The 13161-nt window shown below is 71.6% G+C and carries 14 protein-coding genes and 2 tRNA genes; 3 read left to right on the forward strand and 13 right to left on the reverse strand.

Annotation, left to right across the window (positions count from 1 at the left end; all coding sequences use genetic code 11):
• Positions 1-187: 187 nt before the first annotated feature.
• The 12 genes from ACQ5SO_RS11905 to ACQ5SO_RS11960 form a co-directional block, all read right to left on the reverse strand.
• Positions 188-604 (reverse strand): VOC family protein, encoded by a 417-nt coding sequence (locus ACQ5SO_RS11905; RefSeq protein ID WP_430941823.1) that lies wholly within the window; start codon positions 602-604, stop codon positions 188-190.
• A 393-nt stretch (positions 605-997) separates the two neighbouring features.
• A complete protein-coding gene (ptsN, locus tag ACQ5SO_RS11910) occupies positions 998-1462 on the reverse strand; it encodes a PTS IIA-like nitrogen regulatory protein PtsN (RefSeq protein WP_430941824.1) in 465 nt (154 codons plus the stop codon).
• Positions 1463-1553: 91 nt separating this feature from the next.
• Positions 1554-2132 (reverse strand): ribosome hibernation-promoting factor, HPF/YfiA family, encoded by a 579-nt coding sequence (gene hpf, locus ACQ5SO_RS11915; RefSeq protein WP_430941825.1) that lies wholly within the window; start codon positions 2130-2132, stop codon positions 1554-1556.
• A gap of 139 nt (positions 2133-2271) precedes the next feature.
• Complete coding sequence (gene rpoN / locus ACQ5SO_RS11920) at positions 2272-3798, reverse strand: RNA polymerase factor sigma-54 (RefSeq protein ID WP_430941826.1); 1527 nt, start codon at positions 3796-3798, stop codon at positions 2272-2274.
• A 38-nt stretch (positions 3799-3836) separates the two neighbouring features.
• A complete protein-coding gene (gene lptB, locus ACQ5SO_RS11925; protein ID WP_430941887.1) occupies positions 3837-4613 on the reverse strand; it encodes an LPS export ABC transporter ATP-binding protein in 777 nt (258 codons plus the stop codon).
• A gap of 20 nt (positions 4614-4633) precedes the next feature.
• The gene (gene lptA / locus ACQ5SO_RS11930; RefSeq protein ID WP_430941827.1) at positions 4634-5158 is read right to left on the reverse strand and encodes a lipopolysaccharide transport periplasmic protein LptA; all 525 of its coding nucleotides are present in this window, start codon (positions 5156-5158) and stop codon (positions 4634-4636) included.
• Positions 5155-5823, reverse strand: coding sequence for an LPS export ABC transporter periplasmic protein LptC (gene lptC, locus ACQ5SO_RS11935; protein ID WP_430941828.1), 669 nt, complete (start codon positions 5821-5823; stop codon positions 5155-5157). The genes lptA and lptC overlap by 4 nt, the downstream gene beginning before the upstream one ends.
• 12 nt (positions 5824-5835) lie before the next feature.
• Positions 5836-6816 (reverse strand): KpsF/GutQ family sugar-phosphate isomerase, encoded by a 981-nt coding sequence (locus ACQ5SO_RS11940; RefSeq protein WP_430941888.1) that lies wholly within the window; start codon positions 6814-6816, stop codon positions 5836-5838.
• 57 nt (positions 6817-6873) lie between these two features.
• Positions 6874-7485, reverse strand: coding sequence for a ribonuclease D (locus ACQ5SO_RS11945; protein WP_430941829.1), 612 nt, complete (start codon positions 7483-7485; stop codon positions 6874-6876).
• Positions 7486-7522: 37 nt separating this feature from the next.
• A complete protein-coding gene (locus ACQ5SO_RS11950) occupies positions 7523-8110 on the reverse strand; it encodes a DUF411 domain-containing protein (RefSeq protein ID WP_430941830.1) in 588 nt (195 codons plus the stop codon).
• A gap of 95 nt (positions 8111-8205) precedes the next feature.
• Positions 8206-8292, reverse strand: a tRNA-Leu gene (locus ACQ5SO_RS11955).
• A 232-nt stretch (positions 8293-8524) separates the two neighbouring features.
• Positions 8525-8611: transfer RNA gene (locus tag ACQ5SO_RS11960), tRNA-Leu, on the reverse strand.
• Between the two features lie 255 nt (positions 8612-8866).
• Here ACQ5SO_RS11960 and ACQ5SO_RS11965 point away from each other — a divergent pair.
• Both ACQ5SO_RS11965 and ACQ5SO_RS11970 read left to right on the forward strand, forming a co-directional pair.
• Positions 8867-9859 (forward strand): complex I NDUFA9 subunit family protein, encoded by a 993-nt coding sequence (locus ACQ5SO_RS11965; protein ID WP_430941831.1) that lies wholly within the window; start codon positions 8867-8869, stop codon positions 9857-9859.
• 97 nt (positions 9860-9956) lie between these two features.
• Positions 9957-10475: a GNAT family N-acetyltransferase gene (locus ACQ5SO_RS11970; protein ID WP_430941832.1), complete on the forward strand. Its 519-nt coding sequence runs from the start codon at positions 9957-9959 to the stop codon at positions 10473-10475.
• Positions 10476-10479: 4 nt separating this feature from the next.
• Here the strand turns inward: ACQ5SO_RS11970 and ACQ5SO_RS11975 are convergent, their stop codons facing one another.
• Entirely contained in the window at positions 10480-11283 is an 804-nt protein-coding gene (locus tag ACQ5SO_RS11975; protein ID WP_430941833.1) for an undecaprenyl-diphosphate phosphatase, read from the reverse strand.
• Positions 11284-11662: 379 nt separating this feature from the next.
• Here ACQ5SO_RS11975 and ACQ5SO_RS11980 point away from each other — a divergent pair, with 379 nt between their 5' ends.
• Positions 11663-13096 carry an NAD(P)-dependent oxidoreductase gene (locus ACQ5SO_RS11980; protein ID WP_430941834.1) on the forward strand — a complete coding sequence of 478 codons (1434 nt, stop codon included), beginning with the start codon at positions 11663-11665 and terminating at the stop codon, positions 13094-13096.
• Positions 13097-13161: the final 65 nt, after the last annotated feature.

The raw sequence follows: 13161 nt of genomic DNA on the forward strand, positions 1-13161 counted from the left end.
GGGGGGGGGGGGGGGGGGGGGGGGGGGGGGGGGGGGGGGGGGGGGGGGGGGGGGGGGGGGGGGGGGGGGGGGGGGAGGGGGGGGGGGGGGGGGGGGGGGGGGGGGGGGGGGGGGGGAGGGGGGGGGGGGGGGGGAAAAAAAACCCCCCCCCCCCCGCGTTTTGTCAGGAGGGGGGCGCCGCCCCGGCTCAGGCCCGGCTCTCGAACAGGCCGATGGAGTTGCCGTCGGGGTCGGTCGCGTACTGGAACCGGCCCGGCGGGATCTCGATGACCGGGCCCATCACCGCGCCCCCGGCGGCGACGCAGCGGGCGGCGGACTCTTCCACCGTGCCCGGCAGCGCAAGATGGACGGTCGGGCCGGTCCCCGGCGCGGCGGGCGTGCCGGGGTAAATGTGGCCCGCGACCCCGCCCGGCTGGGAGGAGAAGACCGCCATGCGCTTGTCGCCGTCCTCTTCCACCGCCAGGGGCTGGCCCATGAGCGCCTCGTAGAAGCGGATGGCGGCGGGAAAGTCGGTGACCGGGATTTCGGTCCAGATCACGGCGTGCTGGGGCGCGGCGGCGGTCGCGGCGGGGGAGGCGGCGGCGGTCAGGGTGTCGGCGGTCATGGCGGCGGTCCTTGGTGTCGGCGCCCGGCGGGGCGCTGCGTTTCGATGACCCAAGGCATAGGGCCCCCCTCCTGCCAGCGTTCTGTCAGGAGCCTGTCAGGGGTGGGCGAGAATTTTCGGGCGGGGGAGGGGCGGCCGGTCTCAGGGGGGCATGCCCCCCGTTCGCCCGCCCGCGGCGCGGCTTCGCGCGCCGGCCCGGGGGCGGGCGGCGCCCTTCGGGGCGGGGCCGCGCGCCCGCGGCGCGCGCGGACGGAGGAGCGGGGGCCTCGCGCCCCCCGACGACGGCCGCCCTCCCTCGCGCGCTCCCGGAAGCCCCGCAAACGCGAACCGCCGCCGCGAGGGTCCCCTCGCGGCGGCGGTTCAGCCTGTCGGTTCGTCAGCCCGGGCGGCGGATCAGGCCGCGCGGCTCGACATGTCGTCGACCAGGATGGCGTAGAGCGCGGAGGCGTCGGCGGTCGAGCGCAGCTTGGCGCAACGCCCCTCGTCCCGCAGCAGCCGCGAGACCTTGGCCAGCGCCCGGAGGTGGTCCGCCCCGGCGTCTTCCGGCGCCAGCAGCAGGAACGCCAGGTCCACCGGCGCGCCGTCGGGCGCATCGAAATCCACCCCGCGGTCCAGCCGCGCGAAGAACCCGCGCACCTCGGAGACGCCTTCCATGCGCGCATGCGGGATCGCCACGCCGCGCCCCATGCCGGTGGGGCCGAGGCGCTCCCGCTCCATCAGCGCGTCGAACACGCCGCGCGAGTCCAGCCCCTCGGCTTCGGCCACTCGATTCGCCAGTTCCTGCAGCAGCTGCTTCTTGGAAGAAGCACGCAGGGCAGGGGCCACCGAATCGGGGGTGATCAGTCCGTCCAGGTTCATGGGTCTCCGCTTTCGATCGCGGCGCGGAGGGGGCGCAAACCCCCTCCAACGCACGTAAACGCCGATCAGCGGGGCTGAGCTCCCGCTTCGATCACGCGTCCGACAGGTTCGCCGGGTCGATCCAGCCGATGTTCCCGTCGGGCCGGCGGAATACCACGTTGAGGCCGCCGGTGCCATGGTTCTTGAACAAGAGGAAGGACTCGTCCGCCATCTCCATCTGCATCACCGCCTCGCCGACGCTCAGCGTGTGAATCTTCGCCTTCATTTCGGCGACGATGATCGGCTGGAGATCCGCCGGCTCCTCGGCGTCGTCGTCATGGCCCTGGAGGACGTAGGACGAGGCCTCGAGCGCCTCGACGGGTTCGGAGCGCTTCTTGTGGTGGTCCTTCAGGCGGCGCTTGTAGCGGCGCAGCTGCTTTTCCACCCGCTCGCACGCGCCGTCGGCGGCGGCGTAGATGTCGGTGGCGCGGCCCTTGGCCTTGGCCGTCAGGCCGGTCGAGAGATGGGCGGTCACATCGCAGATCAGTTCATGACGATCGCGGGAGAAGGTCACCACGCAGTCGATCGGGTTCTCGGAGTACTTGCCCACGGCGGCGCCGAAGCGCTCCTCAACATGCTGGCGAAGCGCGTCGCCGACATCGATCTGGTGACCGTTGACCTGAATGAACATGACAGCTCCCGTGTTTTCTTTCTTTCGGGACGACCGCGGGCAAAGCGCCCGCGGCGATGGCAGCCCACCTTACGTAAGGATCGTCGCCAGCGCCTGAAAGGGGGGGAGTCCTCCCCTCCTCCGGCGCGATAAACGACTCTCAGCCCGCCTGCGAGGCGGCCTTGAGTCGTCGGCGCTGAACCGAGGAGGGAATGCTCATGCCCTCACGATATTTCGCCACCGTCCGCCGCGCAATATCAACGCCCTCATCTTTGAGAGTCTTAACGATTTTATCGTCCGACAGGGTCTTGCGCGGATCCTCGGCGTCGATCATGGCCTTGATCCGGTGGCGGATGGATTCGGCCGAATGCGCGTCCCCGCCATCCGAGGCGGCGATGGCCTGGGTGAAGAAGAAGCGCAGGTCGAACACGCCCCGCTCGCAGGCCAGCCGCTTGCCGGCCGTGACGCGGGAGACGGTGGATTCGTGCAGCCCCGTCTCCTCGGCCACCGCGCGCAGGGTCATGGGACGCAGCGCCGAGACGCCCTCGTCGAAGAAGGCCCCCTGGCGCAGCAGGATCTCGGCCCCCACCGCCAGCATCGAGCGCGCGCGGCTTTCCAGCCCGCGCACCAGCCAGGAGGCGTTCTGGCGGCACTCGGCCACGAATTCCTTCGCCGCGACGCCGCCCGTCGCCGTCAGCTCGGCGGCGTAGCTGTCATTGACCAGCACCCGCGGCAGGGTCTCGGGGTTCAGCTCGATCATCCAGGCGCCCGAGGGCGCGCGGCGCACCAGCAGGTCGGGCGGCGCCGCCAGCGCCGGCTCGGCCGAGAAGTTGCGCGCCGGGCGCGGGTCGAGCGCGCGGATCTCGGCGGCCATGTCGCGCGCGTCCTCCTCCGACACCCCGCACTGGCGGGCGAGGCGGGCGAAATCGGCGCGGGCGAGGGTGTCGAGATGCTCGAGGCAGCAGCGCATCGCCGGATCGAGCCGGTCGCGTTCCGCGAGCTGGAGCGCGAGGCATTCGGCCAGGTCCCGCGCGCCGATCCCCGTCGGCTCGCAGCCATGGATCAGCGCCAGCGCGGCCTCGCCCTCGGCGGTCGAGGCGCCGAGCCGGGCGGCGGCCTCGGCCAGGTCGGCGCGGAAATAGCCCGCCTCGTCGATCTCGGCCGCGAAGGCGGCGGCGAGGGCGCGGATCTTGGCCGGGGCGCGCGTCATGCCGATCTGGGCCGAGAGGTGGTCGATCAGCGTCGGCGCGGCGGCGGCGGTGTCGGCGATGATGTCGGTGATCGCGGCGTCGCCCGAGGCGCGGGTGCCGCCGTCGCCCCCTGCCCCGCGGTCCTGCGCGGCGCGGATCGGCGCGTCGCCGTCCCAGGCGTTCTCGGCCCCGCGGTCGAGGCCCGCGGCCATCGCCTCGGGCCCGGCATCGTCGATCAGCCGGTCGATCCGGTCGGCCAGGTCGCTGGCGGCGGCGCGCTGTTCGGCGGCGTCCACCGGCGCCTCGCCCGCGCCGCGCGCATCGGCGGGCGCGTCGGCGGCGGGACGCTCAAGGATCGGGTTGCGCTCGAGCTCGGCCTCGATGAAGGCCGAGAGGTCGAGGTTGTTCATCTGCAGAAGCTTGATCGCCTGCTGCAGCTGGGGGGTCATCACCAGCTGCTGGCTCTGCCGCAGCTCGAGGCGCGGGCCCATCTTCATGACGCGGCCCTCCCTTCGCTACGCGCTGCCTCGCCGGTTCAGACGCGGAAGTTCTGCCCCAGGTACACGCGGCGGACGGTCTCGTCCGCGACCACCTCGGCGGGGCTCCCGCTCATCAGGACATGACCATCATGCAAGATGTATGCCCGGTCAATGATCTCCAGCGTTTCCCGGACGTTATGGTCCGTGATGAGGACGCCGATCCCCCGCTCCTTGAGATGCGAGACCAGCGCCCGGATGTCGCCCACGGCGATCGGGTCCACGCCCGCAAAGGGTTCGTCCAGAAGGACATAGGCGGGATCGGAGGCGAGGCAGCGGGCGATTTCCACCCGCCGCCGCTCGCCGCCCGACAGGGCCTGGGCGGGGGTGCGGCGCAAGTGGGTGATGGAGAATTCCGCCAGCAGCGACTCGAGCCGCGCGTTGCGCCGGGCGCGCTCGGCATAGGACAGCTCGAGCACGGCGAGGATGTTCTCCTCGACCGTCAGCCCGCGGAAGATCGAGGCTTCCTGCGGCAGGTAGCCGATGCCGCGGCGGGCGCGGCGATACATCGGCAGTTCGGTCACGTCCGCGCCGTCGACGAAGATCTGGCCCGCGTCGGTCGGGATCAGCCCGGTGATCATGTAGAAGCAGGTGGTCTTGCCCGCGCCGTTGGGGCCGAGCAGGCCGACCGCCTCGCCCCGCGCCATGTGCAGCGAGACGTCGCGCACCACGGGGCGGCGGCGGAAGCTCTTGCCGATGCCGCGCACCACGAGGCCCTGGGCCCCGGGGGCCGCGAAGACCGAATCCTCGGTCGGATCCCCCGGCGCGGGGTCGATATGCGCGTCCGCGTCCAAGCTCAGTCGTCCCCGGCGGTCTTCGGTTTGAACACCGAACGCACGCGGCCCCCGGAGATCTGGCCCTTGCCGGCGTTGAGGTCGATGGAGAGCGTGTTCCCCGAGATGGCGTTGTCGCCCTGGGTCAGGGTCACGCCGCCGCCCATGTTCACCTTGCCGCCCGAGACGTCGTAATCGGCCCACTGGCCCGCCGCGGTCTCGGCCCCGTTGGACAGGAACACCGCGCCCTCGGCGCGCAGCCGGTCGATGCGGCCGTTCTCGCCCTCGCCGCCGCCATAGTTGACGGTGACCTTGTCGGCGGTCAGGCGCAGGGTGCCCTGCGCGGCCTCGACCTTGCCCGTGAAGGTCGCGGTCTCGGTCGCGTTGTCCACGGCGAGGCTGTCGGCGACGATCTCGATCGGCTGATCGGCGTCATGCTTGAACGACCCGAAGGGGTTGTTCTCCTGCGCCGAGGCGCCCGACGCGATCGCGGAAAACGCCAGCGCCGCCGCCGCAGCGACGCATCCGCCCTTGAACCAACCCGTCATTCTTCGGCTCCCCTTGTCTCGGAGGCGCCCGCCGCCTCCCCCCTCGGGCGCGGAGCATAAGTCACCTTCACGCCGTTCTCGAACCAAAAACGGGCGTCCGAGGAAAGCCCCTGATTCGCCGCAGGGGCGCCGAGATCGCCCGTCCCGCCCTGTTCGGCGCGGAAGGACCCCGCCTCGATGGCGCCCTGCGGCCCCTCGGCCCGGACCTTGCCGGGCGCGCGGACGATGCCGCGCTTGATGTCCGCCTCGACCCAGTTGGTGCGCACCTGCCAGCCGTCGGTGGTGTCGAGGCGCACGTCGCCGGAAAGCTCCAGCAGGTGGGCCTTGGGGCGCAGCTCCCCCTCGCGCGCGGTGAGCGAGATGGACCTGTCGTCCTGGTCGATCGAGGCGCGCGGCCGCGCCAGCACGATCTGGCTGGGGTTCGGCCCGTCGGGCACCGCGTTGTCGGCGGCGACCACGAAGGGCTCGCCCGCCTCGGTGGTGCCGGTGAAGCGCGGGTTGTCCACGTTCATCCCCTCGCCCAGCGCGATGAGGTCGGCGGTGGAATAGATCAGGCCGCCGTCGAAGGCGCGGTCCTTGGGCAGCAGGAACACCGCCGACAGGATCGCCAGCGCGATCAGCGGCAGGCCGAGCTTGAGCCAGCGGACGAAGCGGGAATAGGTCATGCGCCGGGCCGGTCAGACGGAATCGAGGCCCGCGCGCAGGCAGTCATGCACGTGCATGACCCCCGCGGGGGCGCCGCCCCCGTCCGGGTCGACGACGAAGAGGCAGGTGATCTTGCGGTCGTTCATCAGGGCCATCGCCTCCTGCGCCAGGGCGCGCGGGGGGATGGTGACCGGATTGGCGGTCATCACCTCGCGCGCCGTGCGCTCCAGCAGGCCCTCCATCTTGCGCCGAAGGTCCCCATCCGTGATCACGCCCGCCAGGCGGCCCGCGTCGTCGATCACCCCCGCCACGCCGAAGCCGTGGCGCGAGATGACCAGCAGCGCCTCGGTCATCGGGGTGTCGAGGCCGACCAGCGGCATGTCCCCCGAATGCATCAGCGCGTCGACCTTCAGCAGCCGCGCCCCCAGCTTGCCGCCGGGGTGGAAGGTGCGGAAATCCTCGGGCTTGAACTCCCGCCGCTCCATCAGCGCGACGGCCAGCGCGTCGCCGAGGCCGAGGGTCAGGGTGGTGGAGGTCGTCGGGGCAAGGCCCATCGGGCAGGCCTCGGGCGCCCGCGGCAGCGCGAGCGGGATGTCCGCGGCCTGCATCAGCGGGCTGTCCATCTTCGACGCGACGCCGATCAGCGGGATCGAGAAGCGCCGGGTATGGGCGATGACGTCCGACAGCTCGGGCGTGGCGCCCGAGTTGGACAGCACCAGCGCCACGTCGGCGCGGGTGAGCATCCCGAGATCGCCGTGGCTCGCCTCGCCCGGGTGCAGGAAGAAGGCCGGCGTTCCGGTGGAGGCGAGGGTGGCCGCGATCTTGCGCCCCACGTGACCCGACTTGCCCATGCCGCAGACCACCACGCGCCCTTCGCAGGCATGCATCGCCGCCACCGCGTCGGCGAACCGCTCGCCAAGGTCGTCCGCATAGGCGGCCAGCGCGGCGCCCTCGGTGCGCAGGACCTTGCGGCCGTTCTCGATATCCGCGGCGCGGCGGTCGGCGTCGGTCAGGGCGGGGGCAGGCTGGGTCACGGGGTCGGGTTCTCCTTGAAGTCGGGGCGGCCTGGATCAGTGCGAGAAGATGTCTTCTTCGTCCCAGCCGATCAGGTCGAGCATCGCCCGGTCCGGCAGAAAGTCGAAGCAGCGCTCGGCGATTTCAAGGCGCCCCTCGCGGATCAGCCGCTCGCGCAGGACCTCGCGGATCTTGTGCAGGTAAAGGACGTCCGAAGCCGCGTAGGCCAGCTGCGCCTCGGACAGCGCGTCCGCGCCCCAGTCCGAGGACTGCTGCTGCTTGGAGATGTCGACGCCCGCGAGCTCCTGGCACAGGACCTTGAGGCCGTGCCGGTCGGTATAGGTGCGCACCATCTTCGAGGCGATCTTGGTGCACCAGACGGGGCGCGAGACGACGCCGAAGCGGCCCGCCAGCGCGGCGATGTCGAAGCGCCCGAAATGGTAGAGTTTCAGCACCTCCGGGTCGGCCAGCATGGCGCAGAGGTTCGGGGCCTCGGTCTGGTCCTTGGCGATGCGCACCACGTGGGCGTCCCCGTCCCCGGCCGAAAGCTGCACGACGCAAAGACGGTCGCGATGCGGGCGCAGGCCCATGGTCTCGGTGTCGATGGCGACGATGGGGCCGAGCGACAGGCCGTCGGGCAGGTCGCCTTCATGGGCGTGGATGGTCATGTGCAGGTCTCTTGCTTCTGGCGGGGGCGCGGGGGAATCAGCGCCCGATATGGATGGCCCAGGGCCGGACCGCGCCATCGTGCCGGATCAGCAGGGTCTGATAGGTTTCCGAGCGGCCGAAATCTTCCATCCCCGGGGCCCCGACGGGCATGCCGGGGGCCGACAGGCCGACGGCCTCGGGGCGGTCCTCCAGCAGGCGGTGGATGTCGCCGCCGGGCACGTGGCCCTCGATCACGTAGCCCTCCGCCCGGGCGGTGTGGCAGGCGGCGAGCCGCGGGGTGATCCCCGAGGCGATCTTGAGTCGGTTGAGGATGTCGGGCGGGCGGCGTTCCACCAGCACGCGGAAGCCCGCTTCGCGCATCCGCGCGGCCCAGGCGGCGCAGCAGCCATGCGGGTCGCGCGCATCGCTGGTGATCACGTGCAGGAAGGGGCGGTTTTCGCCATGGGCGACGGCCCGTGCGGAGGCATCGGCGGCGGCGGGCGCGGCGTGGGCCGGATGGGCGACGCGCAGGACCGGCGCGGCCTGCCCGGCGCTTGCGGGGGCCGAAAACGCGAACGCGGCGATCAGCGCCGCCCCGAGGGTCGTTCCGATCGCCGCGTTCACGCGCTTCACACCATGTCGCATCGTCTGCTCCGCCCCGTCCGGTCCAGGCAGCGGGCTTCGGCCGTCGCCGTCCCGCCCTGTCCCGTTCCCGCCGCGACGGACGGTCATGGGGTAGGTGGTGCCCAGGAGAAGACTCGAACTTCCACTTCCATACGGAAACTAGCACCTGAAGCTAGCGCGTCTACCAATTCCGCCACCTGGGCAAGGTGTGGCGCGGGTTCTACGCAGCGGCGCGGGGGCTGTCAATGGGGCGCGGACGGGGAATCGCGCGGCGCGGGTGACGCGAAGGTCAACCCGCCGTCGGGCGCCCGGGGGGCGGGGCCGGCCGGAGGGTCGCCGATGGCGGGGGCGGGGCGCGCCGGGCCCCGAAACGCAAACGCGGCGACCGGGGGACCCGATCGCCGCGTTGGCCGTTCAACCACCCGAGAGAGGGGGTGGTGCCCAGGAGAAGACTCGAACTTCCACTTCCATACGGAAACTAGCACCTGAAGCTAGCGCGTCTACCAATTCCGCCACCTGGGCAAGGTGTGACGCGGCTTCTACGGAGCGGCGCGGGGGCTGTCAACGGCCCTTGCGCAGGAATTCGCCGCGACATGCATTTTTTCCGTCGCGCGCCCCCGGACGCCCCCCCGCGACGCCCGCCTGGGCGCTCGCCCCGCCCCCGCCGCGCCCCCCCGCGCGACCGGCTGCGGCGTTCCGCTTCCTTGCGGGCGAGGGCCCTGCTCCGGTACTCCCTCCCCAATCCTTGAATTCCTACCGCACGCGGGAGGTCCTCGCATGACCGCTTCGGCGCCCATCGTCACCATCTTCGGCGGCTCCGGCTTCGTCGGCCGCTACATCGCCCAGGCCATGGCCCGCCGCGGCTGGCGCGTGCGCGTCGCGGTCCGCCGCCCGAACGAGGCGATCTTCGTCAAACCCTATGGCGATGTCGGCCAGGTCGAGCCGATCCAGGCCAATATCCGCGACGACGCCTCGGTGGCGCGCGCCGTGGCCGGGGCGGACGCGGTCGTGAACTGCGTCGGCATCCTCGCCCAGGGCGGCAAGCAGACCTTCAAGGCCGTGCAGGCCGAGGGCGCGGCCCGCGTCGCCAAAGCCGCGGCCGAAGCCGGGGTCCAGCGCTTCGTGCAGATCAGCGCCATCGGCGCCGACGCCGGGTCGACCGGCGAATACGGGCGCACCAAGGCCGCGGCCGAGGCCGCCGTACTCGAGGCGTTCCCCGGCGCCGCCATCCTGCGCCCCTCGATCATCTTCGGGACCGAGGACCAGTTCTTCAACCGCTTCGCCGCCATGGCCCGCCTGTCGCCGGTCCTGCCGATCGCCGAGGCGGAGACCAAGTTCCAGCCCGTCTACGTGGACGACGTGGCCGAGGCCGCCGCGCGCTGCGCCGCGGGCGAGGCCCCGGGCGGCGTCTATGAACTCGGCGGCCCCGCGACCTACTCGTTCCGCGAGCTGATGGAGCTGATGCTCTCCGTCATCCGTCGCCGCCGCTTCATCGTCGCCCTGCCCCGCTTCGCCGCGAAGATGATGGCGCGGGCGTTCGGCCTGCTCGAGACGCTGTCCTTCGGGATCTGGACCAACACCCAGCTGACGCTCGACCAGCTCGAGATGCTCAAGACCGACAACGTGGTGTCCGGCGACGCGAAGACCTTCGCGGACCTCGGGATCGAGCCGACCCCGGCGGAGGCGGTGCTCGACAGCTACCTCTACCCCTGGCGGCCCTATGGCCAGTACTCGGACATCACCGAGAACGCCAAGAAGCTCTCCGCCTGATCGCGCCGCCCTGCCGGCGACGTGAAGGGCCGTCCCCCGGGGCGGCCCTTTGCTTTTGGCGCGCCCCGCGGCACAAGGCCCGGGAAGGAGAGCCGCCATGCCCGAGATCCAGGTCGCCCTGGCCGAGACCGACGCCGATTTCGACGCCGCCCGCGCGCTGTGCCGCGGCTTCCAGCGGTTTTTCGAGACGGACCTGGCCGAGATCGCCCACGTGGTGGAGCGGTATTATCCCCCCGCCGCCTGGGACGCGCTGCTGGCCGAGCTGCCGGCGGTCCACGCCCGCCCAAGCGGCGGCGTGCTGATCGGCCGGGTGGACGGCGCGCCGATGGGCTGCGCCATGCTCCGCCCGCTGGACGACCCGGGGGCGGTGGAGCTCAAGCGCATGTTCGTGGACCCGGCGGCGCGGGGCCTCGGCCTTGCGCGCGCCCTGCTGCGGGCCGCCTGCGCGCAGGCGCTGGCGGACGGGCACGAGGTGATGCGCCTCGACACTTCTTACATCCAGAAGCCGGCGCAGGCGCTGTATCGCTCCGAGGGGTTCAAGGGCCGCGGGCCCTATTACGAGGCGCCCGCGGACGTGCTCCCCGTCCTGGTGTTCATGGAGAAACGGCTGGGCTGAGCCGTCAGAGATACAGCCAGGCCAGCAGCGCGCCGCCGAGGGCGAAGCGGTAGATCACGAAGGGCGTCATCGTCCAGTTCGCCAGCATCCGCATCATCAGCGACAGCGCGATCAGCGCCGCGACGCAGGACAGGCCCGCGCCGATCAGCGCGTCGAGGCCGAGCGCCGAATCCCCGCTCTCGACCAGGTCCTTGGTCTTCAGCGCCCCGGCGGCGATGATCGTCGGGATCGACATGAGCAAGGAGATCCGCGCGCCGTCGACCCGGTCATAGCCCAGCCCCCGCGCCGCGGTCATGGTGATGCCCGAGCGCGAGGTCCCCGGGATCAGCGCCACCGCCTGCGCCAGCCCCATGATGACGGCGTCGCGCAGGCCCCAATCCTCATACGCCCGGGTCTGCACGCCCTTCTTGTCGGCCAGCCACAGCAGCGCGCCGAAGCCGATGGTCGCCCAGGCGATCACCTCGACCGAGCGCATGGCGTCGGCCAGCCCGGTGACCGACAGGATCAGCCCGGCGATCATCACCGGCACCGTGGCCAGCGCCAGCAGCGCCGCCAGCTTCGCCTCTTCCGTCTTCCAGCGCCCGACCAGCAGGTGCCCGGTCCCGCGCAGCGCATCCGCCGTCTCGGCCCGGAAGAACAGCATCACCGCCACCAGCGTTCCGACATGCACCGCCACGTCCAGCGCCTGGCCCTGGTCCTCGCCCCCCGTCAGCTGCGGGAACAGCGCCAGGTGGCCGGAGGAGGAGATCGGCAGGAACTCGGTGATTCCCTGGATGACGGCGAGGAAGACGAGGGTCAGCAGGCTCATGGTCGTGGGCGCCTTTCCGGCGAATCGAGACGCGGCGCGAGGGCGCGCGAAGATGGTGGGTCAGCAATGCTGACCATAAATCAGGCGACGGGGCGCGAAATTCCGTCGCGCCAGGTGCAAAGGAAGTGGTTTAGGTCAGTGTTTATGACTTTTCATCTGCGTCGCCTTGGGGTATGCAAAGACCGAACGCCGCGTCCATGTCGGGCGCGGGCGCCGGATCATGCGCGCCGCCTCCCCTGGGGACAGGCCCGCGCCGGTCCGGTCAGTCTAAGTACCGAACGCCAGGACCCGGGCGGCGGCAAAACGCCGCCGGGGCTGCGCGACGCTCGCGCGCGCGATGCGCCGCGGGATGCGCCGACGACCAAGCCGGGAGGGCGGAATGCCTCAGAAGATGCTGAAATTCGTGGATGTGGCCCGCGACATGCCCCAGAAGCGCGCCGCCGAGGAACGCCGCGAGGATTTCGGCGAGATCTATCGCCAGTACGCCGATGAAAAGGCGAAGGAGCAGGCCTCCCGCTGCTCGCAGTGCGGCGTGCCCTACTGCCAGACGCATTGCCCGCTGCACAACAACATCCCCGACTGGCTGAAGATGACGGCGGAAGACCGGCTGGAGGAGGCCTACGCCATCTCCCAGGCCACCAACACCTTCCCCGAGATCTGCGGCCGCATCTGCCCGCAGGACCGCCTGTGCGAGGGCAACTGCGTGATCGAGCAGTCGGGCCACGGCACCGTCACCATCGGCTCGGTCGAGAAATACATCACCGACACCGCGTGGGAGAAGGGCTGGGTCAAACCGATCGTTCCCGCGCAGGAGCGGGACGCCTCGGTCGGCATCATCGGCGCGGGCCCGGGGGGCCTCGCCGCCGCCGACTTCCTGCGCCGCCGCGGCTACAAGGTCACCGTCTATGACCGGTATGACCGCTCCGGCGGCCTGCTGACCTACGGCATCCCGGGCTTCAAGCTCGAGAAAGACGTGGTGATGCGCCGGAACAAGCAGCTCGAAGAGGGCGGCGTGAAGTTCGTGCTGAACTGCAATGTGGGCGAGGACATCACCTTCGCCGACCTGCGGGCCAAGCATGACGCGGTGCTGATCGCCACGGGCGTCTACAAGTCGCGCGATCTCGGCGGGCCGGGCGCGGGGCTGCCGGGCATCGTCAAGGCGCTCGACTACCTGACCGTCTCCAACAAGCTGTCCTTCGGCGACTCGGTGCCGGAATACGAGGACGGCTCGCTGAACGCTTCGGGCAAGAAGGTCGTCGTGATCGGCGGCGGCGACACCGCCATGGACTGCGTGCGCACCGCGATCCGCCAGGGCGCGACCTCGGTCAAGTGCATGTACCGCCGCGACCGGGCCAACATGCCCGGCTCGCAGCGCGAGGTGCAGAACGCCGAGGAAGAGGGCGTGTCGTTCCAGTGGCTGACCGCCCCGCGCGGCTTCACCGGCGACGCGGCGGTGACCGGCGTGAAGGCGATCAAGATGCGCCTCGGCCCGCCCGACGCGACGGGGCGCCAGGCGCCGGAGGAGATCGAGGGCTCGGACTACACCGAGGACGCGGATCTCGTGATCAAGGCGCTCGGGTTCGAGCCGGAGGAGCTGCCGAAGCTCTGGGGCGAGGACGGGCTGGAAGTGACCCGCTGGGGCACGATCAAGGCCGATCACCTGACCCACAAGACCGCCCTGCCCGGCGTCTACGCGGTGGGCGACATCGTCCGCGGCGCCTCGCTGGTGGTCTGGGCGATCCGCGACGGGCGCGAGGCGGCGGACGCGATCCACGCCGAGCTGTCCGGCGCCGCCGCGGTGGCGGCCGAGTAAGCCGCCCCCACCGGGCCGAACGGCCCTTCGCGCGCCCCGCGCCGCCCCGCTGCGGGCGGGGCGCG

Source organism: Rhodovulum sp. DZ06 (assembly GCF_050586345.1).
Classification (GTDB): Bacteria; Pseudomonadota; Alphaproteobacteria; order Rhodobacterales; family Rhodobacteraceae; genus JBOCEF01.

Excerpts from the sequence above, each read along its gene's own strand:
- ACQ5SO_RS11945 (WP_430941829.1), bottom strand. The coding sequence starts at position 7,485 with ATGACCATCCACGCCCATGAAGGCGACCTGCCCGACGGCCTGTCGCTC.
- rpoN (WP_430941826.1), bottom strand. The coding sequence starts at position 3,798 with ATGAAGATGGGCCCGCGCCTCGAGCTGCGGCAGAGCCAGCAGCTGGTG.
- ACQ5SO_RS11970 (WP_430941832.1), top strand. The coding sequence starts at position 9,957 with ATGCCCGAGATCCAGGTCGCCCTGGCCGAGACCGACGCCGATTTCGAC.
- ptsN (WP_430941824.1), bottom strand. The coding sequence starts at position 1,462 with ATGAACCTGGACGGACTGATCACCCCCGATTCGGTGGCCCCTGCCCTG.
- ACQ5SO_RS11905 (WP_430941823.1), bottom strand. The coding sequence starts at position 604 with ATGACCGCCGACACCCTGACCGCCGCCGCCTCCCCCGCCGCGACCGCC.
- ACQ5SO_RS11975 (WP_430941833.1), bottom strand. The coding sequence starts at position 11,283 with ATGAGCCTGCTGACCCTCGTCTTCCTCGCCGTCATCCAGGGAATCACC.
- lptA (WP_430941827.1), bottom strand. The coding sequence starts at position 5,158 with ATGACGGGTTGGTTCAAGGGCGGATGCGTCGCTGCGGCGGCGGCGCTG.
- ACQ5SO_RS11950 (WP_430941830.1), bottom strand. The coding sequence starts at position 8,110 with ATGCGACATGGTGTGAAGCGCGTGAACGCGGCGATCGGAACGACCCTC.
- lptC (WP_430941828.1), bottom strand. The coding sequence starts at position 5,823 with ATGACCTATTCCCGCTTCGTCCGCTGGCTCAAGCTCGGCCTGCCGCTG.
- hpf (WP_430941825.1), bottom strand. The coding sequence starts at position 2,132 with ATGTTCATTCAGGTCAACGGTCACCAGATCGATGTCGGCGACGCGCTT.
- ACQ5SO_RS11980 (WP_430941834.1), top strand. The coding sequence starts at position 11,663 with ATGCCTCAGAAGATGCTGAAATTCGTGGATGTGGCCCGCGACATGCCC.
- ACQ5SO_RS11965 (WP_430941831.1), top strand. The coding sequence starts at position 8,867 with ATGACCGCTTCGGCGCCCATCGTCACCATCTTCGGCGGCTCCGGCTTC.